Here is a 19,559-nt window from a genome sequence, read left to right on the forward strand (position 1 = left end):
GGACATGGCCCGGTTCGTCGTCTTCGGCGAAGCACTCACCGACTTCATCCGTGATGATGGGACACACTGGCGCGCCGTCCCCGGCGGCGCCTGCTGGAATGTGGCGCGCGCAGGCGCCCGGCTGGGTGTCGCCACCGCCTTCGCCGGCGCGGTCAGCCTTGATGTGTTCGGTGACGAGCTGGTGGCGCTGTCGCGCGCGGCAGGATTGGACCTGCGCTTCATGCAGCAGGTGGACAGGCCGCCGCTGCTGGCGATGGTGCCCTCGCGCGATCCGCCATGCTATTTCTTCGTCGGCGACAACAGCGCCGACCTTCACTTCGATCCGGCACAACTGCCGCAGGATTGGCTGCAGCATGCACAGACGGTGCACTTCGGCTCGATCAGCCTGGCGCGCGCGCCACTCGCCGGGCGGTTGGTCGATCTGGCACGCAAGGCCAAGGCTGCCGGCCGGCGCATCGCATTCGACCCCAACCATCGCAACCTGATGGACAGGCAATACCAGGAGACGCTGCGCGTGATGGTGCAGCTGGCCGACTGCATCAAGGTATCGGACGAGGATCTGGAGCGGCTGTTTCCAACGCAATCGCAACCGCAGGCGCTGGCCACGCTGCGCGGCTGGGCCCCCGACGCCCAGTTGCTGTTCACGCAGGGCGCCGCCGGCATGACCCTGTTTGCCGACGGCGCGGTCTGGCGCCGCCCGGCCTTTGCCATCAGCGTAGCCGACACGGTCGGTGCGGGCGACGCCAGCATGGGCGCCTGGATGGCCAGCCTGCTGCAGCGCCCCGACGCCACCCCGGCCCAGCACCTGGACTACGCCGCAGCGGCGGCCGCGCTTGCCTGCACCCGCCACGGGGCCTATGCACCGGAGCCCGTCGAAGTGGCTGCGCTGCTGCAGTCGCATTAGTGCCACGCTGAGAGGGCACGGGCAGGCGCGGTCACAAGGCCGGCGCGGCGGCAACCGGTGCCAAGCGGCGGCATGCGCTGCCCCAGGGTGGGAAACCGCCGACAGCGGGTCGCAATCACCGCCGACAGTCAGCTGCCCGGGCAGGGCGTAACTTCGAAGCATCAGCGCTTAGAAGGAGGACACCATGGGTAAGTACTTTATCGCCTGGTTGCTGGGCGTTCCGCTCTCCGTATTGCTCCTGCTGTATCTGATCTTCTGATCTCCCTCGGCCCATTCGCGCGGCGCCGCGGCTTTGCCGTGAGCGCCGCGCGGCGTTTCATCTTCCCGCGCCCGTTTCTAAGGAATCCGACCGATGCCAGACGCTCCGCAGCCCCTCAATCGCAAGATCGAAGACCTCGCACGCAACCACCTGCCGCGCAACCTGACGCACATCACCACCCAGCAGGGCACCGGCGTCGAAGACGACGCCAATTCGCTCAAGGCCGGCGTGCGCGGGCCGACGCTGCTCGAAGATTTCATCCTGCGGGAAAAGATCACCCACTTCGATCACGAGCGTATCCCCGAACGGGTGGTTCACGCGCGGGGAGCGGCAGCACATGGTTATTTCGAGGCCTATGACGATCTCTCCCCGATCACGGCGGCCCATTTCCTTGGAGAGGCCGGTCGCCGCACCCCGGTGTTCGTGCGCTTTTCCACCGTGGCCGGATCGCGCGGCTCGGCCGATACGGTACGCGACGTGCGTGGCTTCGCGGTCAAGTTCTACACCGAACAAGGCAATTTCGACCTGGTGGGCAACAACATCCCGGTGTTCTTCATCCAGGATGCGATGAAATTCCCCGACCTGGTCCACGCGGTCAAGCCGGAGCCGCACAACGAGATCCCGCAGGCGCAGAGCGCACACGACACCTTCTGGGATTTTGTCTCGCTCACGCCCGAATCGCTGCACATGATCATGTGGACGATGTCCGACCGGGCCATCCCGCGCAGCTACCGGATGATGGAAGGCTTCGGTGTGCATACCTTCCGCCTGGTCAATGCGCAAGGCCAGACCACGCTGGTGAAGTTCCACTGGAAGCCGCAGCTCGGGGTGCATGGCATGGCGTGGGACGAGGCGCAGAAGCTCAACGGCAAGGACCCGGACTTCCACCGGCGCGACCTGTGGGAAGCGATCGAGACCGGCCAGTTCCCGGAATGGGAGCTCGGGTTGCAGCTGCTGACCGAAGCCGAGGCCGAGGAGCTGGACATCGACGTGCTCGACCCGACCAAGATCATCCCCGAGGAACTGGTGCCGGTGACGCGGGTGGGCAGGCTGGTGTTGGACCGCAACCCGGAAAACTTCTTCGCCGAGACCGAGCAGGTGGCCTTCCATCCCGGGCACGTGGTGCCGGGCATTGATTTCAGCAACGACCCGTTGCTGCAAGGACGGCTGTTCTCGTACACCGATACGCAGTTGCTGCGGCTGGGCGGGCCCAACTTTGCCCAGCTGCCGATCAACCGGCCGGTCTGCCCGTTCCATCACCATCAGCGCGACGGGCTGGGCCAGCATCAGATACCGCTGGGCAAGGTGGCCTACGCACCCAGTTCGCTCGATACCGGCGCCCCTGCGCATCTGGGCGCACTGCCGGATGGCTACCGCAGCTTTCCCGAGCCGCTGTCCGGCCACAAGCTGCGCGGCAAGCCCGAACGCTTCGCCGATCACTACAGCCAGGCGCGGCTGTTCTACGCCAGCCTTACGCTCCCCGAGCAGCGGCATTTGCGCGACGCCCTGGTGTTCGAGCTGTCGCACGTGACGGCAGTGCACGTGCGCGAGCGCATGGTGCAGCACCTGCAGCGCATCGATGCCGGATTGTGCAACGGCGTGGCACGCCCGCTGGGGCTGCTGTGCCCGGATGAAGACTGCGGCACCGGGCCGTCGCCCGCGTCCTCCCCGGCGCTGTCGATGAACCAGCAGCCCTTTCCGGTGGTCGGCCGCAAGGTGGCGGTGCTGGCGGCCGGGCGATTCGACGCTGCACTTGCGCAGCCGGTGCTCGATGCACTCAAGGCGCGCGGCGTGCGCAGCGTGCTGATCGGGCCCACGCTCGGTGGCCTGCCCAGTGGCGGCGCCGCCCAGACCCGGCCCGATTTCACCTATGAGAACGGTCCGTCGCTGTTCTTCGACGCCGTGCTGGTGCTGGCCGAGACCACCGATCTGGATGCGCTGCGCCAGATCGGCCGCGCCAAGACCTTCATCGCCGAAGCCTATGCGCACGGCAAGCCGATCGCGCTCAGCACGTCGGCCACACCGTTGCTCGAGGATGCCGGTATTCCGCTGATACAGATCGAAGCGCAGGGCGGCGCCGACCGCGAGGCGATCCACATCGGCGCGGCCGACGCGACGCTGGCCGACCGCCTCCTGGCCAGCCTCGAATGGCACCGCTGCTGGACACGTGCCTTCGTCGACAGGATCGCGATCTGATCCGGCAAGTGGGAATCAGCGGACAGCGCGCCGCGCCCATCACCGACAGGCGCGCTGCGGCTTACCCGCTAAGGTGGACACTACGCATCGGGGCTTCGTGCCCCGGATACTGTTCCCGTCTCATCAGGAGTCGATCATGAAAAGCACGTCTTCCAGCCAGACCAGCAAGCGCAGCACCACCAGCCGCAGCCAGACCAAGAGCAGTGCCACGACGGCGACCCGCTCGCGCAGCAGCGGCACCCAGGCCAAGCGTGCAACCCGCAGCGACGCCGTCAAGTCGCTCAAGGATGACCACGCCCGCGTCAAGAAGCTGTTCCAGGCGTTCCAGGCGGCCAAGGAAAAGGGCGCCGTCGAGGAAAAGACCCGGATCGCAGCCGAAACCTGTATGGAGCTGAAGATCCACACCCAACTGGAAGAGGAGATCTTCTATCCGGCGCTGCGCGCAGCGCTGCGCGAAGAAGGCGAACTGCTGGACGAAGCCGAGATCGAGCACGCCAGTGCCAAGGAACTGATCGCCCAGCTCGAAGGCAACCGCGATGTCAAAAGCACACGCTACGACGCGCTCTACATGGTGCTGAGCGAGTATGTGCAGCACCACGTGAAGGAAGAGGAAAAGGAAATGTTCGCCAAGGCGCGTTCGGCCAAGTCGCTCGATCTGCAAGCGCTGGGGGAGACCATGGCGCAACGACGCGAGGAACTGATGGCCGAATACGGTCAGGCAGCCGGCGCACGCGGTGGCGCGATGCACTGAGGGTGACGGGCCGCTGCGGCGGCCCTTTGCCACAGCCATAAGCCACGGCACCCGTCCAACGCGGGTGCCGTGGCGTTTTTACGAGCTGGGACAGCAGTATTTCCTACGCACTCCCTTATGCATTCCGGTCCCTCAGGCGCGGTTCCAGAGGGCAGACAGACGCCGCCCAGCCTGCCTGGCGCTTGGACCAACGACGCCAATGCAACAGTCACGCCCTGGCCGGCGCAGTGCTGGCACCTGCCGCGCGCTGGCGGTTCAGCTGCACCAATCGACGCGCCTGGGCGCGCATGCCGCTGCGCAATATCGTCACCTGCCGTGCAAGCTCTGCACCGAAGAGAAAAATTTGCGCAGCGTAGTAGATCCACACCAGCACCAGCACCAGCGCACCGGCGGCGCCGTAGGACGAGCCCACTGCCGTGGTGCCCAGATACAGTGCAATCAGGCTTTTGCCGACCATGTAGAGCCCAGCGGTGATCAAGGCACTGAACCACACGTCACGCCAGGGAATGGGCTCGTCCGGCAGCAATTTGTAGATCGAAGCGAACAGCAGCGTGACCACTGCCAGCGTGACCAGCAGATTGGCCAGCTCCATCAGCAGCAGGCCCTCGCCGAACCACGCTGCATACCGATCCTGCATCAGGTTGAGCGCAGTCGATACCAGGAGCGAGGCCAGCAGCACGAAGCCGGCGCTGACCACGATGCCGAACGACAGCAACCGGGCCCGCAACAGCGTCAGTACGCCCTGGCGCTGCGAGCGCGTGCCCCAGATCACGTCCAGGCTGCCCTTGAGTTCGCTGAACACGGTGGTCGCGGCGAAGATGCTGGTGCCAAGGGCCAGCAGTGTGTGCCAGGTAGGCTGACCGGAGATCTGCGCGCTGTCGATCACCGCGCTGACCGCGACCGCCGCATTGGGGCCCATCAGGGCCTGGATCTCCGACAGCAGCTCAAGCTGCGCTGCGTCGCGGCCGTAGAAATAGCCGGCAATCGCAATCGCGATGATCAGCACCGGTCCCATCGAGAACAAGGTGTAGAAGGCGATGGCCGCCCCCATGGTGGATGCCCGGTGCGCCGACCAGCAGCCAGCCGCCGCCTTGAGCAGCCGCCCCGCCACCATCACCCGCCGCCCTGCCCTTGCCATCCTGACCCGCAAGCGCATCGCCCCCTCCCGCTGCAATCCGATATGGGTCCTGCATGCAGGATGCGTGCCAGCGGCTGTAGTCCTGCTCCGACAGCGCTTTGCGGCAGCACTGACGCGAGGTTAGGAATGGCTTGCGTCGCCAGTTGCGGGGGGGGCCAGTAGTCTTTGCACATGATCCACTGCACATGATCCACTGCACATGATCCACGCCAGTGCGCCGGGCAACTCCGCCCGACCTGCAGCATCACAGCGAGGAATTCCCATGTTTGACACCTTCCCAGACCACGCCAGCCAGACCCGCCACGACAATGTCGTCGCCATGCCGGTGCGTGCCACCAATGCCACGCAGCGCGAACTACAGCGCTTTGGCACCATGTACGGTGCATCGCCCGTCATGCGCGACGTGTTTTCGCTGATCGAACGCGTCGCACCGACCGAAGCGGCTGTGCTGGTGGTCGGCGAAAGCGGCTGCGGCAAGGAACTGGTTGCGCAGACCGTGCACCAGCTCAGCCAGCGCGCCAAGGAACCGTTCGTTGCCGTCAACTGCGGCGCGCTGCCCGCCTCCCTGATCGAGGCCGAGCTGTTCGGCTATGAAAAAGGCGCCTTCACCGGCGCCAACCGTACCCACCCGGGCGTGTTCGAACGGGCGGAGGGCGGCACGCTGTTCCTCGATGAAATCACCGAAATGCCGCTCGACATGCAGGTGCGCCTGCTGCGCGTGCTGGAAACCCGTCGCTTCACCCGGGTGGGCGGCGAGCGCGAAATGCGCTGCAATGTACGGGTGGTGGCCGCCACCAATCGCGATCCGCATCAGGCAGTGGCGGAAGGCAACCTGCGTGAGGACCTGCTCTACCGCCTCGCGGTGTTCCCGATCGCACTGCCGCCGCTGCGCGACCGGGGCGACGACGTGCTGCTGCTGGCCCGCCATTTCCTGGGCGAGCTCAACCGCGAGCACGGCACGCGCAAGAAGCTCAGCGAGTCGAGCGAGGCCGCCATCCTGCGCCATCCCTGGCCGGGCAACGTACGGGAGCTGAAGAACTGCCTGCAGCGCGCCTACATCCTGGCTGAGATCTGGGTGGATATGGACCCCGAATTACCGCTGCCCGGCATGGGCAGCCGCCCGATCAGCCGGCCAGGCGTACTGGAGTTCGAAGTGGGCACGGCGCTGCCCGATGTGGAGCGGCGGATGATCATCGCCACGCTGGACAAGTTCGCCGGCAACAAGCGCAAGACCGCCGAGGCGCTGGGAGTGAGCCTGAAGACCCTCTACAACCGCCTCAACGAATATGCGCGCCGCGAGGCGCACTACGCGACGGCCTGACCATGCGTGTACTCGACTTCGCCATTGACCCTGACAGTCTGGAGCAACTTGCCGAACGCCTTGCGCGGCCGGGTGCCCGCCCCGTCCGCACACAGCGCGGTGAAGGCGAGCCCGTGCATGAGGGCCGCTCCCGCATCCATTCGCCCCGCCGGGCCGGCCACGATCGCTTCGCGGCAGCCGGGCTCGCGCCGCGCGGCTAGCCGGCAGGAGAGCGGTATGTCCACCTGGAACCTCAACAGCGGCATCGTATACGACACCGAACCGCCCACTGAAGACGCCGGCGTGCGCTGCATTCCGCACGAGGAAAAGCTCGTCGCGGTCGAACCGTCGCCCGGATCGCCAGCAGCGGCCGAGAGTGGCAGCGGTCCAGGCAGCCGTCTTGCCGCGACGGACGAGCTGCAGCACTACGCCGTGGCTGGTCTGGACGGCACGACACTCGGCACGGTGCACAGCCTGATCGTCGATCTGCATCAAGGACGGCTGGCGTATGTGGTGATCGCGCCCGACACCACGCGACCGGAAAGCCTGCTCGCCGTGCCCTGGCATGCGCTGGCCCATGCGCCGCATGAGCGTCGGCTGCTCCTCAACACCCAGCGGCTGGACCTGACCCAGGCGCCGTTGTTTTCCGCTGCCAACTGGCCTGACATGAGTCGGCCGGAATGGGCCCAAGCAGCCCATACCTATTTCGAAGCCCGGCCCTACTGGGAATAGCGCCGGTGCCACCCCAGCATTCATGCCACAACAAAGGAGAAACCCATGCAGCACCGTAAAGTCACCCTCGCCCTGGCCCCCCTGTTGCTGGTCGGTCTGATGGCCGCCTGCAGCAAGAAGGAAGAACCCACCGACATGTCGATGGCTGCAAGTGCCCCTGCCAGCGAGTTGACCGAACCCACCCCGGTCGACAATACCCACTCCGATGCGGCTTCGGCCGTGTCGGCTGCAGGCGATACGGTTGCCAGCGGCACGGCCCGCGCCGGCGAGGCGATCGACGATGCGGCACTCACCACCAAGGTGAAGGCTGCGCTCGCTGCCGATGTCAGCCTCAAGACGCTGACCGTGGACGTCGACAGCAAATCCGGCCATGTGACGCTGACCGGCGAAGTGGACAACGAGGCCCAGAAGACCAGCGCCGAGCAGGTGACGCGTGGTGTGCAGGGTGTCGGCAATGTGACCAACAACCTGACCGTCAAGGCCAAGGGCTGATCGAAGGAGCGCACCATGACACGCAATGGCTGGTTGATCGTCGCCGGGCTGGGCCTGACCGCCCTTGCCCTGTGCAGCTGCGCCACGGGTCGCCGCGCTCGTTGCGGCGCCCCCGAAGACAAGGACCTGGACCTGTGGGAAAGCGAAGGCGGCACGCCGCCGACCCCCGGCCTGTGAACGACATGCCGTTGTTTTCTCTGGGAGAGTGATTGGCGGGCCGCAAGGCCCGTTTTTTTTGCACCGGCGCCCCTTGCGCAGACCAATGCCCGAACATGGAATGCCCGGCGCGCTGGAGCCGACGGGCCGGCTCGCGAGTGAGGACGGCAGCCAACCGTCGCAGCCTTGCTCCCAGTCACCAAGCTTTTCCAGTGCACTGTATCCATGAGGCGCACGACGGCCTCGGCTGAGGGTCACTGCCTGATCCATATGACCGCCCATCGGTCGTCCACCCTATTTCACGCTATGCCCTTTGAGTAAAAGATTGGCCAACGCTACCATTGCGCCTTTCTGACGCCATCGCTCAACTTCCATGGACTTTGCCACCCTGCTGTCCTCGTTCGCCAGCGCCTTCACGCAGGACCAGCGCCTGGTCACGCTGCAGCTGGGCGACGGGGCGCACTGGGGCGGGACGCTGCTGCCGCACAGCGCCACGGGCAGCGAGGCGCTGTCCCAGCCTTACCGCTACCGCGTTGAATGCCTGTCGCCGTCGGTGGACCTGGAGCTGAAGGCGCTGCTCGGCCTGCCGGCGCAGCTGGGCCTGGCGACCGCCGACGGCGGTGAGCTGGTGCGCGGTGGCCTCGTCACCCGCGCCGAGGCGCTGCCCGCCGATGGTGGCTTCGCCCGCTATGCGCTGACCATCGAACCCCCGCTCGCGCTGCTGGCCCACCGCCGCACCAGCCGGGTGTTCCAGGACCGCACCGTCCCCGACATCGTCCGCGCCGTGCTCGATGAACACCTGGCCGGCAACCCGGTGTTCGCCGCCGGCTTTGCCGTGCGCTTCGAACTGCGCGAGACCTACCCGCTGCGCTCGTATTGCCTGCAGTACCGCGAGACCGATCTCGCCTTCGTCAGCCGGCTGCTGGCCGAGGAAGGGCTGGCCTATCGCTTCGAGCACGCCGCCGGTGACCCGCCCAAGGTGACGCTGGTGGTGTTCGACGACCCCTATGCACTGCCGCAGGCCCAGCAGGGCAGCGTGCGCTTCCATCGCGCCGATGCCACCGAGACCGAGGACAGCCTCACCGGCTGGACCAGCGCCCGCCAGCTGGGCACCGCCCAGGTGGCGCTGGCCAGCTTCGACTACCGGCCGGTGGCGACGCTGCAGGCCCAGGACGGCACGGGGATCGACCAGGGCGACGGTGGCGCGCAGGCCGAGCGCACCTTGGCGGACTACGACGCGCAGACGCTGTACTACGCCAGCGACGACGACGCGCTGGCCCGCTATGCCCGGCTGCGCCAGCAGGCGCTGGATGCGCACAAAAAGGGCTTTGCCGGCAGCGGCACACTGCGCAGCCTGCGGGTGGGCGAATGGTTCCAGCTGCGCGACCACCCACACCACGACGCCGACGCGCCCGAGCAGCGCGAGTTCGTCGCCACCCGGCTCACCTTCCGCGCCCGCAACAACCTGCCGGGCGGATTGCTGGCCCAGTTGGGCGAATCCGCTGGGGAGGCCGCGCCGTTCCAGGTCGACTTCGACGCCCAGCGCCGCGGCATCCCGCTGCCGCCTTTATACAGCCACACCGAGCATGCCAGGCCCACCGCCCCCGGCGTGCAGACCGCCACCGTGGTCGGCCCGGCCGGCCAGGAAGTGCATACCGACCCCTACGGCCGGATCAAGGTGCAGCTGCACTGGCAGCGCCGCCCGGAACACCCGGACTTCGGCGCCAACCAGGACGAGCGTTCCAGCTGCTGGCTCCGCGTCGCCTACCCCAGCGCCGGGGCGCAGTGGGGCCACCAGTTCATCCCGCGCATCGGCCAGGAAGTGCTGGTGGACTTCGTGGAGGGCGACATCGACCGGCCGCTGGTGGTCGGCACCCTCTACAACGGCAGCCACCTGCCGCCCACCTTCTCCGGCGCCGGCAGCCTGCCGGCCAACCACACCCTGTCCGGCATCAAGAGCCAGGAGTTCGGCACCACCCGCTACAACGAGCTGCTGTTCGACGACACCCAGGGCGAGCTGCGCCTCAAGCTCTCGTCCGAACACGGCAAGACCCAGCTCAACCAGGGCTACCTCGCCCACCCGCGCCGTGATGGCAAGGCTGAACCCCGTGGCGACGGCTTCGAACTGCGCACCGACCACGCCGGTGCCCTGCGCGCCGCGCACGGGCTGCTGCTCAGCACCGAAGCCCAACCCGGCGCCGCTGGCCAGCAGCTGGACCGGGCGCAGGCCCAGGCGCAGCTTGAAGCCGCGCAACAACTGGCACAGACCCTCAGCGACACCGCGCAACACCAACTGGCCGACCCGGCTGAGATCGGCCCGGACACGGTGGATGTTGAAGGCGAAAAGCAAGCCAAGACCCAGCACGGCCACCTGGATCACCTGAACGAAGCGCTCAAGGCCTGGGAAGCCGGTTCCAACACCGACGAACAAGGCAAGACCGCGAAGGAGCAGCCCGGGCAACAGGCCATCCTGCTCGCCAGCGCCCCGGCCGGCATCGCGCTGACCACTGCCCACGCGCTGGTGCTGAACAGCGGGCAGAACCTGGACACCCTCAGCCAGCGCGACACCCAGCAGAGCACCGCCCGGCGTTGGATTCACAACGTGGGCAGCCGGATCAGCCTGTTCGTGCAGGGCGTGGCGGACAAGGTGAATCTCAAGCTGATCACCGCGAGGGGCCATGCGCAGCTGCAGGCGCAGAGTGGCGATGTGGAGATCGTGGGCGACCAGAATGTGCGGCTGCACGCCAACCAGCACAAACTGGAAGGGGTGGCCAAGGCGGAGATGCTGCTCAATTGCGGCGGGGCCGCTATCCGGATGCGGGACGGCCGGATCGACCTGCATGCGCCGGGCCAGATCAGCATCAAGGCCAGCAGCTACAGCTTCGATGGGCCGGCGAGCCTGAATGCGCCGCAAATCCAGTTCCCGAACGGCATATGCGAGAGCTGTATCCTCCAGGCCATGGAAACCGGCAGCCCGTTTGCCATCAAGACCTACTGACATGCGCATCGACCCCTACTCCAGCGCGGCACGCCATTTGCTATGGGCAGACTGGCAAGCCGCAGCGGCAACACAGCAGACGCTGCGACTGTATGCCCTGCTGGACCATGCCTTCCACCATGGCAAGCGGCATCGCCTGACTACGCTGGGCCGCTGGCTTTCGCTCTACGCCGGGCAACCGGGCGCCACACCGGAAATCTCGCCTCTGCTGCAGCACTTGGCGCAGCCCGGCGATCCCCTGCCGGCACTCGCCGTGCAATTGCTGGAGCAGACCTGCGGCCAACCCAGCCTCAGTTTCCTGGCCAGTCCGCTATCGGCCGAACAGTTGCAGCAGCATTTCGCCCACTACGCGGATGTCACCATCCTGCCGGAACGGACACGTTACCTGCTGCGCTATGCCGACACCCGCATCCTGCCTCAACTGCTGCTTGCACTGGATGCACCACAGCAGGCCGAACTGCTCGCGCCCATCCACACCTGGTGGTACTTCGACCGGGCCGGGCAAATACAGTCCATCACCGGCTCGAACCAGGCCCGCATCGCACGGCAGGGATTGACGCTGGGCGAGGCCCAGTCCGGCGCATTGCTCGACAGCAGCTATCCAGACACCCTGGCTCACAGCCTGCGTCAGATGCACAGCCTGGCCGGGCACCTGCCCGCACAGCCTGCCGCGCTGCACGCGCTCAGCCAGCGCCTGTACCGGGAGGCGCTGGGGCAAGGGCTGCTGGAGCATCCGGATATCCTGGGTTATGCGGCAGCCCGCCTCGAACCGGCGGCCGTGGGACAACCCGGCAAGCAGGACACCCATGAGTAGCCGGTGGCGATATGGCCTGCTGCTCGCCAGCGTCGCGCTGACCGGCTGCCAACCCAAGGACGCCGTGCCGAAGGCCGCACCCGCCAGCGCAGCCAGTGCCCCCGCATCCGACCCCGACACCTTCATGGCCAGCAGCCGTGGCGTCAATTACGACCGTGAGTATGCCATCCGCTACACCTTGTACTGGCTGGATGGCAACAAGAAGGACGCCGTGGGCGGCAGCAATGTCGGCCCGTTCGAGGACAGCGGGCAGAACTGCTGCGTCAGCCTGTCCAGGATCTGGCGTCCCGGCCTGGCGGTGCAGGTGGATATCGAATGGATGGAAATCGCCGGCGATGCCGGCGACGAAAAGACCAGCAAGGTCTACCCGATTCCGGAATATCGGCAACCCGGCGATCTGTATCTGCTGTTCCATTCCGGCAAGCAACTGGAACTCATGGTTTCGGCGCACGAGCCCGGCACGCCGGGGTGGGCAGGGCGGGAGCAGTTGACGCCACTGGAAGCCTGCGTCGCGAGGCATGGAAAGAAGGAATGCATGAAGAATTTTCCGAAGTATCCGGGGAACTCCAATGAAGCATTTGCTGAGCGGATGCGGAGAAATTGCACGCCAGACGCACTAAAAGGCTCTTCAAATGAAAATGGTGACAGAGCTGCGTGCGAAAGAATGCAAAAGGAATGCCGAGAAAAGTGGATTATCTCTGACAAAAAAATGTGCGAACTCGATTACATGGAGCAAGAATAAGTGAGCACTCGATTTGCAGAGAAGTTAGACCGGAAAAACCCTCTTGATCTCAAGCAAGCGGAAGAAGAAATATCAAAGAGAAACATTGACCAACCCAATTGCCTGCGCTGCGAAGAAGACATCTACCTCGGTTTCTTCTTCGACGGCACCAACAACAACAAATACCGCGACACCCCCGGCAATTGCCACAGCAATGTCGCCCGGCTCTACGAGGCGTATGTCGGCTATCCCACCGTTTCCCAGCTTGCCATCGCGCGCGGCAGCCCGCTGCCCGACAAGAAGGCGGTCTGGCCCAGTACGCTCAGCAGCGCCAGGGACAACTACCGCAAGACCGACATCCCCGGGGTGGACACGCCGTTCCAGCCCTTTGGTCCCGAACAATGCCTTGCCCTAACGGACCGGCGCGGCCACTCAGCCCACCTATCCTGCCTGCGAGCCCTGCCATGCTTTTACGCTATCTGATCCTGCTTTGCCTGTTGCCGCTGCTGGGCTGCCAGCCCACCGATGCCGTTTCGGCATCCGCATCCACACCCGCCAGCGCAGCCAGTGCCCCCGCGTCCGACCCCGACACCTTCATGGCCAGCAGCCGTGGCGTCAATTACGACCATGAGTTCGGGATCGACTACACCCTGCGCTGGGCCAACGGCACCACCGGAGACGCCGTCGGCGGCGGCAGCGTCGGCCCGTTCGAGGGCAGCGGGCAGAACTGCTGCGTCAGCCTGCCCAGGACCTGGCACCCCGGCCTCAAGTTGAAGGTGGAATGGGTGGCGCTGGACCTCTCCACCCGCAAGAGCAACGAATGGAAGACGCAAAACCACCAAGCCGAACTGGCCATCCCCGAATACACCGCGCCAGGTGATCTCTACGTGCTGTTCCATCCGGGCAATCAACTGGAATTGCTGGTTTCGCCGCACGAGCCCGGCACGCTGGGGTGGGCAGGGCGCGAGAAACTGGAGCCGCAGGAAGCCTGCGTGGCGAGGCATGGAAAGAAGGAATGCATGAAGAGTTTTCCGAAGTATCCGAGGGACTCTTACGAGGCTAGAGCGGCGCGATTCCGAGATGCCTGTCAAGAGGACTCCATAAAAAATTCTCCAAACCCGGAAGGCGATAAAAACTCATGCGCATGGTTTGTCGAAGAATGCAAAAAAAAATGGGTCATCAAAGATAAGAGAATGTGCGAACTCAACTATAAGGAAGAAGAATAATGAGCGCTCGATTTGCAGAGAAATGTTCGCCGACTCCACTCAAGCTTCGAGGTTCCGAAGAACGAATACTTGAAGCAAATAAAGACGCCCCCAATTGCCTGCGCTGCGAAGAAGACATCCACCTCGGTTTCTTCTTCGACGGCACCAACAACAACAAATACCGCGATACCCCCGGCAATTGCCACAGCAATGTCGCCAGATTGTACGAAGCCTATCCCGGGGAGGCGACGGTCAAGCAGCTTGCCATTGCCAGGGGTGAGCCCAAACCCGACGAAACGGCCACCTGGTCCAAGCAGCGTGCCAGCGACAAAGCCAACTACCGCAAGACCTACATCCCCGGGGTGGGCACGCCGTTCAAGGAGCTGGGCGATACCGGCCTCAATGGCTTCGTGACCGAAAACGGCAAACAGCGCGAAATCTCCGACCGCAAGGATGGCCTGGGCTTTGCCACCCACGGCGAGGCGCGCATCTGCTGGGCACTGCTGCAGGTCACCAACCATCTGCACAGCATCCTGGGCACGCCCGACCCGCAACGCTGGGTGCAGGACGCCAAGCTGGCCCGGCGCATGGCCAATGCCAACGGCCAGTGGGACAAGATACTAGAAGCATACGACCTGGGCCGCGACGACAGCGGCAGCGCGGTGCGCGCCCGGATCCTGCAGCGCTGCGCCGCCGAGCTGGCGCAGGCCATCGCGCAGCGGCAGCCGTTGCAGCGCCGCACCCCGAGGCTCCGGCGCATCCGGGTCTCGGTCTTCGGCTTTTCCCGCGGTGCGGCCAAGGCGCGGGTGTTCCTAAACTGGCTGAGAGAGGCCTACGGCGGCGGCATCGCCGGCCTGCCGTTGACGGTGGACTTCATCGGCGTGTTCGATACCGTGGCCTCGGTGGGCCTGGCCAACTGGGGCCCCAGCGTGGGCATGGACGGGCACTATGGCTGGGCCAGCATCCGGAACATGGCGATCCCCGACGGGATCCGCTGCGTGCATCTGGTCGCGGCACACGAGGTGCGCGGCTAGTTCCCGCTGGATGCGATCGGTGGCGGCAGCCTGCGCAAGGAGATCGTCTACCCTGGCGTGCATTCGGACGTGGGCGGCGGCTACCCGCCCAAGGACCAGGGCCGGGCGGTGGGGGGCGATCACGAGAAGCTTTCGCAGCTGCCGCTGGCGCAGATGTACCGCGAGGCGTTGATCGCCGGCGTGCCGCTGCTGCTGCCCGAGGAATTCAATACCGCAGCCCGCCAGAACAACTTCAAGATCGCCCCGGCGACGATCGCTGCCTTCAACGCCTACCTCGACGCCACGCCGCTGGACCCGAAGGCGTTTCCACCGACCACCCCACCCGACAAGGTCAGCAGGCACACGCTGTACCCCACCGAGCGCCAACCCCGCGCCACGCTGGCCCAGCTGCTGCACCATCATCAGGGGGTCTATCTGGCGTGGCGCCATGCGATGCTGGGCCGGATGCATCAGCTACCCGGCCTCGTCAATACGGCCACCCCGTCGCGCCAGCAGGACATCGAGGACTTCCGGATCACGGATGCGCAAATCAGGAAGGAAGTGGCATTCCTCAATGCCAGGAAGACCTGGAAGGAGCACGCCGCGGCAATCCTCATCCCCCTTGGCCGCGTGTGGAGCAGCAGCAAGGATCAGCTGACCGAGAAAAAACGCGAGGAATGGCAGCAGGGCTTGAAACAACAGTGGGAAGCCGCGGCCAGACAGCAGGCGCCAGCCGCCGCGCATCACCTGTTCTCGACCCTGATGCACGATTCCCGCGCCTGGTTCAAGCCATTTGGGGTGGACGATGCGGACTGGTTTCCTCCCGGCCAGGGCCAGAAGCGGGAGCACGAGCGCCGGATCGCTGTCCATCAACACAACATAGCGCAGTACCGGCGCATGCAGGCGGCGGCACAGGCCCGACCGGTACCCGGCATCAAACCCGTTCCTTCCACGCCTCCTGGTGTGCCCAAACCCAATTGGGACGAGCTGATCCGGCAAGAGGAGGCAGCTATTGAGGGCTTGCGCAACGGCAGCACGCCGGTGCTGATACCGGGCAGCAGCAACCTTGACTACGGCTATGCGCTGGAAAGCGCGCACGAGCCCTGGTTCATGTTCGGCTACCTGCGCAGAAGGGCCTTCTTCCACCCGCAAGGGGCGGTTGTTGCGGTCACGGCCGAGGAACGCCAGCAGGATCAATTGGCGGACATCGCCGAACAGGGCAGGCAGCGCCGTGCCGTGGCGCGCGTCAACGAAACCAAACGCTACGAGCAGATCCGCCAGCAGCAGGAACAGGGCGCGGCACGGGTCAGGCAGCGCTATCTGGATCGCAGGATGTCCGATGTCGAATACACCGACTACATGCAGGTCCATCAATCCCGGATGAAGGCAGCCCAGGCCGACTACGAGCATGCCATGCGGACATTGCACGACTGAACAGGCAGGACCGTGGGCGGGTGCCTCCTGGGCTGCCGCTTGTCAATGCAACGTTCGCTGTCCAGGGTCGGCGTGGCGCTGAACAGGCCCACCGCTGGAACGCCTTGCCAAGAAGGCCACCATCCGCAGCGGGGTACGCAGCCCCCGAGCCGTTGTCCAGCGCATCAGGCGGCGCGCCGCACGGCGCCAGAGGGATCATGCTGACCTTCCCCACCCAGGCGTAGCGCGGACACCGGTCAGGTGCCGTGTATCGGCCTCAGAAAAGCGTGCGCTTGGAGCGGGCCTTGCCACAAGCCCTTCTGCCGGCGCCGGGAAGTCCATCCTGGCCGCGCCCGGATTGGCAACGCAAGCCATGAGCCACCGGCACAGCCGCCGCGTTGCACGGCCTTCCCTGCACGCCTACTTCCCATCCTCCTGCCGCTTGGCGCGCGGGTGGAACTGGTCATATGCCTGGGCCAGCGCCTGATAGTCCAGATGGGTGTAGACCTGGGTGGTCGCCAGATGCGCGTGGCCCAGCAGCTCCTGCACCGCGCGCAGGTCGTGCGTGCTTTGCAGCAGATGCGTGGCGCAGCTGTGGCGCAGTTTGTGCGGGTAGAGCCGCTCGGCGATCCCCAGCCGTTGCCGCCAGGTGGCGAGCCGGGCTTCGATGGCGCGGGTGGTCAGACCCCGGCCGGTCTTGCCGACGAATACATGGGTCTCGCCCGGTTGCGCCAGCCGTGCCCGTTGCAGCAGCCAGCGCCGGATCGCCTCGGCTGCCACCCGTCCCAGCGGCACCACCCGCGTCTTGTTGCCCTTGCCGGTCACACGGGCCAGGCCGTGCTCCAGATCCAACGCAGCCAGCGGCAGACCCGCAAGCTCCGAGACACGCAGCCCCGATGAGTACGCCAGCTCGAACATGGCCTTGTCCCGGCAGGCCAGCGGGGTGTCGTCGGGCAGGTTGTCCAGCAGCCCGGCCACCGCATCCACCGTCATCGCCGCCGGCAGGCGCGGCGCACGCTTGGGAGGGCGGATGCCGGTGGCCGGGCTGGCACCCCAGCCCAGGTCGCGTTTCATGATGCGGTAGAAGGTGCGCCAGGCCGACAGCGCCCGGGCGATGCTCGCCGCGCTCAGACCCTGGGCTGCGAGCTGACGCACGAAGCCCCGGATGTCGGTGGGTTGCAGCGTCGCCAGATCGCGGTCCTTGGCCAATGCGGCGAGCCGGGCCAGATCGTCGCCGTAGGCGCGACGCGTGTGTTCGCTCGCCTGCTTTTCGCCAGCAAGATAGCGGTCGAAATGGGCGAACGGCGACAGGGTCACGACGCGGCAGGTCCGCCGTCCGGGATCTCCTCCACCTGCACCGGCACCGTGGTCGGTACCAGCCGGCGCACCGCCGCCGAGACCAGTTCGGAGAGCCGCTGCAGATACAGCGTGCCCATATCCGGATAGAAGCGTTCCTCGTCCTCGCTGGCCAGCACCAGGATGCCGAAAGGCTCCTCGCCGGTACGCAGCGCAAACTGGGCAAACGATTTGAGCTGTGGGCCGGCCTCATCGAACCAGGCCAGCACCTCCTCGGTCACGTAGGGGCCACAGTAGGGCGATACCAGATTCTGCGCCAGTCGCACCACGCTCTCGCCCACCCGCTCGAATTCGCGCAGCCCCGAATCGCTTGGCAGCCAAAGCCGGATCGCCACATGCGGCACGCGAAAGCGCTCGCGCAGATGATATTCAAGTGTGCCGATCACCCCGGACAGGTCCTCGGCCTGGATCAGATCCAGCGTCAGCCGATGCAGCTTGTCCGAGATGGCGTCGTTGTCCTCGCCGAACTGCAACAGCTCGGTCAGACGCGACTCCAGCGCGCGGGTCTTGTCGCGCAGGGTCAACAGCTGCCGCTCGGCCAGCGAGACCGCCTGCCCACGGTGATTGTGGGGGACGAAGATTTCCGCCATGTCGTCGGCGTAGTCGTCGAAAAAGCCCGGGTTGTTCTTCAACCAGGCCAGGACTTCCTGCGATTGCATGCTGCTCTCCTACCCATCTGAATTCACGATGGCGATACGCGACGTGCCGGCACCGCCGCCTGCGACTGATCGGCTGCTTACAGCACGATGGTGCCTTCAAAGACCGTGGCGGCCGGCCCCGTCATCAACACCGGCGTGCCCGGCCCCGCCCAGGCGATGATGAGCCCGCCACCGCGGGTATGCACGCGTACTGTCGCATCGAGCAGGCCACGCCGTATGCCGGCCACCACCGCGGCACAGGCCCCGGTGCCGCATGCCAGGGTCTCGCCCGCGCCGCGCTCGTAGACGCGCAACCGGATCTCGTCGCGGCCGACGATCTGCATGAAGCCGGCGTTCACCTTGTGCGGAAAGCGCGGATGGCGCTCGATCAGCGGTCCCAGCGTCTGCACCAGATCGGTGTCGACATCGTCGACCAGTTGCACCGCATGCGGATTGCCCATCGACACCACGGTGATCCCGACCACGCGCCCCGCCACCTCAAGCGGATGGACGATGTCGTCACGCTCGGCCACGAACGGCACCTGCGCAGGCAGCAACGCCGGCGGCCCCATGTCGACCGTGACCTCGCCGTTGGCCTCCAGCCGGGGATAAATGACGCCGCGCGCCGTTTCCACCGCCAGCTCGGTCTTGTCGGTCAAGCCGACGTCGCGTACGAACTTGAGGAAGCAGCGCGCGCCGTTGCCGCAGTGCTCGACCTCCTCACCGCTGGCATTGAAGATGCGGTAGCGGAAATCGTGCCTGGGATCGGCCGGCGGCTCCACCAGCAGCAGCTGGTCGAAACCGATGCCGAAGTGCCGGTCACCCAGCCGTTGCACCGTGGCCGGATCGAGCGCGATGCGCTCGCGCACGCCGTCAAGCACGATGAAATCATTGCCAAGGCCCTGCATCTTGGTGAAACGCAGCTTCATGAGATATCCAAAAACCTGGAAGAACAAAATCCGGCAGCCCACGCGGCCCTGCCGGTGCAGGCGCCAGCGCGCCCGAGGCAGTCAAGCCGCTAGGCTAATCGGCCGGCGGGGCGCTGGCAATCATCCGGCTAGCGGCACAGCCGGGCGTACTCGATCTTGATGCAGCGGTCCATCACCACAGTGATGCCGGCGGCACGTGCCCGCTCGGCGGCCGCCTCATTGACGATGCCAAGCTGGATCCAGACCGCGGGCACCTTGAGTGCGATCGCCGCGTCGATCACCGGATCGATCTCCTCGGCGCGGCGGAACACGTTCACCAGATCGATGGCGTCGGGCACTTCGGACAAGGTATCGTAGGCGCGTTCGCCCAGCACCTCACCCACCTTGGGACGCACCGGGACGATGGTGTAGCCCATTCGCTGCATGAACCGGGACACGCCGTAGCTTGGGCGGTCGGGGTTGGGCGAGAGCCCGACCACCGCGATCCGCCGCACACGCTGCAGCAGGGCGCGGATCTCGTCGTCGCTGGGATTGTGGAACATGG

General features: G+C 65.9%; 20 protein-coding genes. 14 read left to right on the plus strand and 6 right to left on the minus strand.

Annotated features, from left to right (window positions below; genetic code table 11):
- The first annotated feature begins 4 nt into the window (after window positions 1-4).
- The 3 genes from N8I74_RS17685 to N8I74_RS17695 all read left to right on the plus strand — a co-directional run bounded on the left by N8I74_RS17685 (window position 5) and on the right by N8I74_RS17695 (window position 4,110).
- Window positions 5-904 carry a carbohydrate kinase family protein gene (locus N8I74_RS17685; protein WP_263124508.1) on the plus strand — a complete coding sequence of 300 codons (900 nt, stop codon included), beginning with the start codon at window positions 5-7 and terminating at the stop codon, window positions 902-904.
- Between the two features lie 352 nt (window positions 905-1,256).
- Window positions 1,257-3,359 (plus strand): catalase, encoded by a 2,103-nt coding sequence (locus N8I74_RS17690; RefSeq protein WP_263124509.1) that lies wholly within the window; start codon window positions 1,257-1,259, stop codon window positions 3,357-3,359.
- Between the two features lie 136 nt (window positions 3,360-3,495).
- Window positions 3,496-4,110, plus strand: a complete 615-nt coding sequence (locus tag N8I74_RS17695) for a hemerythrin domain-containing protein (RefSeq protein WP_263124511.1) — start codon at window positions 3,496-3,498, stop codon at window positions 4,108-4,110.
- Between the two features lie 208 nt (window positions 4,111-4,318).
- Here the strand turns inward: N8I74_RS17695 and N8I74_RS17700 are convergent, their stop codons facing one another.
- Window positions 4,319-5,266, minus strand: a complete 948-nt coding sequence (locus N8I74_RS17700) for a YihY/virulence factor BrkB family protein (protein ID WP_263124512.1) — start codon at window positions 5,264-5,266, stop codon at window positions 4,319-4,321.
- Between the two features lie 244 nt (window positions 5,267-5,510).
- Here N8I74_RS17700 and N8I74_RS17705 point away from each other — a divergent pair, with 244 nt between their 5' ends.
- Window positions 5,511-6,569: a sigma-54 interaction domain-containing protein gene (locus tag N8I74_RS17705; RefSeq protein WP_263124514.1), complete on the plus strand. Its 1,059-nt coding sequence runs from the start codon at window positions 5,511-5,513 to the stop codon at window positions 6,567-6,569.
- Here N8I74_RS17705 and N8I74_RS17710 read toward each other — a convergent pair.
- Complete coding sequence (locus N8I74_RS17710) at window positions 6,554-6,688, minus strand: hypothetical protein (RefSeq protein ID WP_263124515.1); 135 nt, start codon at window positions 6,686-6,688, stop codon at window positions 6,554-6,556. The genes N8I74_RS17705 and N8I74_RS17710 overlap by 16 nt on opposite strands.
- Before the next feature lie 97 nt (window positions 6,689-6,785).
- On the opposite strand from N8I74_RS17710, the gene N8I74_RS17715 reads away from it, so the two are divergent.
- From N8I74_RS17715 to N8I74_RS17760, 10 genes are all read left to right on the plus strand, one after another.
- Window positions 6,786-7,280, plus strand: coding sequence for a PRC-barrel domain-containing protein (locus N8I74_RS17715; RefSeq protein WP_263124516.1), 495 nt, complete (start codon window positions 6,786-6,788; stop codon window positions 7,278-7,280).
- Window positions 7,281-7,325: 45 nt separating this feature from the next.
- Window positions 7,326-7,772 carry a BON domain-containing protein gene (locus N8I74_RS17720; RefSeq protein ID WP_263124518.1) on the plus strand — a complete coding sequence of 149 codons (447 nt, stop codon included), beginning with the start codon at window positions 7,326-7,328 and terminating at the stop codon, window positions 7,770-7,772.
- A 15-nt stretch (window positions 7,773-7,787) separates the two neighbouring features.
- Window positions 7,788-7,949: a hypothetical protein gene (locus N8I74_RS17725; RefSeq protein ID WP_263124520.1), complete on the plus strand. Its 162-nt coding sequence runs from the start codon at window positions 7,788-7,790 to the stop codon at window positions 7,947-7,949.
- Window positions 7,950-8,301: 352 nt separating this feature from the next.
- The gene (locus tag N8I74_RS17730) at window positions 8,302-10,926 is read left to right on the plus strand and encodes a type VI secretion system Vgr family protein (protein WP_263124521.1); all 2,625 of its coding nucleotides are present in this window, start codon (window positions 8,302-8,304) and stop codon (window positions 10,924-10,926) included.
- A gap of 1 nt (window position 10,927) precedes the next feature.
- The gene (locus N8I74_RS17735) at window positions 10,928-11,740 is read left to right on the plus strand and encodes a DUF4123 domain-containing protein (protein ID WP_263124522.1); all 813 of its coding nucleotides are present in this window, start codon (window positions 10,928-10,930) and stop codon (window positions 11,738-11,740) included.
- Window positions 11,733-12,482 carry a DUF3304 domain-containing protein gene (locus tag N8I74_RS17740; RefSeq protein ID WP_263124523.1) on the plus strand — a complete coding sequence of 250 codons (750 nt, stop codon included), beginning with the start codon at window positions 11,733-11,735 and terminating at the stop codon, window positions 12,480-12,482. Before N8I74_RS17735 ends, N8I74_RS17740 begins: the two co-directional genes overlap by 8 nt.
- Window positions 12,483-12,944 carry a hypothetical protein gene (locus tag N8I74_RS17745; protein ID WP_263124524.1) on the plus strand — a complete coding sequence of 154 codons (462 nt, stop codon included), beginning with the start codon at window positions 12,483-12,485 and terminating at the stop codon, window positions 12,942-12,944.
- Window positions 12,926-13,687: a DUF3304 domain-containing protein gene (locus N8I74_RS17750; protein WP_263124525.1), complete on the plus strand. Its 762-nt coding sequence runs from the start codon at window positions 12,926-12,928 to the stop codon at window positions 13,685-13,687. Before N8I74_RS17745 ends, N8I74_RS17750 begins: the two co-directional genes overlap by 19 nt.
- On the plus strand, window positions 13,687-14,700 hold the full coding sequence (locus N8I74_RS17755; RefSeq protein WP_263124526.1) for a DUF2235 domain-containing protein: 1,014 nt from the start codon (window positions 13,687-13,689) through the stop codon (window positions 14,698-14,700). The genes N8I74_RS17750 and N8I74_RS17755 overlap by 1 nt, the downstream gene beginning before the upstream one ends.
- Before the next feature lie 57 nt (window positions 14,701-14,757).
- Window positions 14,758-16,113 (plus strand): hypothetical protein, encoded by a 1,356-nt coding sequence (locus N8I74_RS17760; protein WP_333783010.1) that lies wholly within the window; start codon window positions 14,758-14,760, stop codon window positions 16,111-16,113.
- Between the two features lie 399 nt (window positions 16,114-16,512).
- Here the strand turns inward: N8I74_RS17760 and N8I74_RS17765 are convergent, their stop codons facing one another.
- The 4 genes from N8I74_RS17765 to N8I74_RS17780 form a co-directional block, all read right to left on the minus strand.
- Window positions 16,513-17,409, minus strand: a complete 897-nt coding sequence (locus tag N8I74_RS17765; RefSeq protein ID WP_263124527.1) for a tyrosine recombinase XerC — start codon at window positions 17,407-17,409, stop codon at window positions 16,513-16,515.
- Complete coding sequence (locus tag N8I74_RS17770) at window positions 17,406-18,107, minus strand: DUF484 family protein (protein WP_263124528.1); 702 nt, start codon at window positions 18,105-18,107, stop codon at window positions 17,406-17,408. Before N8I74_RS17770 ends, N8I74_RS17765 begins: the two co-directional genes overlap by 4 nt.
- Window positions 18,108-18,184: 77 nt before the next feature.
- Window positions 18,185-19,015, minus strand: a complete 831-nt coding sequence (gene dapF / locus N8I74_RS17775) for a diaminopimelate epimerase (protein WP_333783011.1) — start codon at window positions 19,013-19,015, stop codon at window positions 18,185-18,187.
- Window positions 19,016-19,143: 128 nt separating this feature from the next.
- A complete protein-coding gene (locus N8I74_RS17780; RefSeq protein ID WP_263124529.1) occupies window positions 19,144-19,557 on the minus strand; it encodes a CoA-binding protein in 414 nt (137 codons plus the stop codon).
- Window positions 19,558-19,559 lie beyond the last annotated feature (2 nt).

It is taken from the genome of Chitiniphilus purpureus, assembly GCF_025642115.1.
Lineage (GTDB): Bacteria > Pseudomonadota > Gammaproteobacteria > Burkholderiales > Chitinibacteraceae > Chitiniphilus > Chitiniphilus purpureus.

Excerpts from the sequence above, each read along its gene's own strand:
- N8I74_RS17770 (WP_263124528.1), bottom strand. The coding sequence starts at position 18,107 with ATGCAATCGCAGGAAGTCCTGGCCTGGTTGAAGAACAACCCGGGCTTT.
- N8I74_RS17735 (WP_263124522.1), top strand. The coding sequence starts at position 10,928 with ATGCGCATCGACCCCTACTCCAGCGCGGCACGCCATTTGCTATGGGCA.
- N8I74_RS17705 (WP_263124514.1), top strand. The coding sequence starts at position 5,511 with ATGTTTGACACCTTCCCAGACCACGCCAGCCAGACCCGCCACGACAAT.
- N8I74_RS17755 (WP_263124526.1), top strand. The coding sequence starts at position 13,687 with ATGAGCGCTCGATTTGCAGAGAAATGTTCGCCGACTCCACTCAAGCTT.
- N8I74_RS17720 (WP_263124518.1), top strand. The coding sequence starts at position 7,326 with ATGCAGCACCGTAAAGTCACCCTCGCCCTGGCCCCCCTGTTGCTGGTC.
- N8I74_RS17710 (WP_263124515.1), bottom strand. The coding sequence starts at position 6,688 with ATGCACGGGCTCGCCTTCACCGCGCTGTGTGCGGACGGGGCGGGCACC.
- N8I74_RS17750 (WP_263124525.1), top strand. The coding sequence starts at position 12,926 with ATGCTTTTACGCTATCTGATCCTGCTTTGCCTGTTGCCGCTGCTGGGC.
- N8I74_RS17695 (WP_263124511.1), top strand. The coding sequence starts at position 3,496 with ATGAAAAGCACGTCTTCCAGCCAGACCAGCAAGCGCAGCACCACCAGC.
- N8I74_RS17715 (WP_263124516.1), top strand. The coding sequence starts at position 6,786 with ATGTCCACCTGGAACCTCAACAGCGGCATCGTATACGACACCGAACCG.
- N8I74_RS17690 (WP_263124509.1), top strand. The coding sequence starts at position 1,257 with ATGCCAGACGCTCCGCAGCCCCTCAATCGCAAGATCGAAGACCTCGCA.
- dapF (WP_333783011.1), bottom strand. The coding sequence starts at position 19,015 with ATGAAGCTGCGTTTCACCAAGATGCAGGGCCTTGGCAATGATTTCATC.
- N8I74_RS17685 (WP_263124508.1), top strand. The coding sequence starts at position 5 with ATGGCCCGGTTCGTCGTCTTCGGCGAAGCACTCACCGACTTCATCCGT.
- N8I74_RS17700 (WP_263124512.1), bottom strand. The coding sequence starts at position 5,266 with ATGCGCTTGCGGGTCAGGATGGCAAGGGCAGGGCGGCGGGTGATGGTG.
- N8I74_RS17740 (WP_263124523.1), top strand. The coding sequence starts at position 11,733 with ATGAGTAGCCGGTGGCGATATGGCCTGCTGCTCGCCAGCGTCGCGCTG.
- N8I74_RS17780 (WP_263124529.1), bottom strand. The coding sequence starts at position 19,557 with ATGTTCCACAATCCCAGCGACGACGAGATCCGCGCCCTGCTGCAGCGT.
- N8I74_RS17730 (WP_263124521.1), top strand. The coding sequence starts at position 8,302 with ATGGACTTTGCCACCCTGCTGTCCTCGTTCGCCAGCGCCTTCACGCAG.
- N8I74_RS17725 (WP_263124520.1), top strand. The coding sequence starts at position 7,788 with ATGACACGCAATGGCTGGTTGATCGTCGCCGGGCTGGGCCTGACCGCC.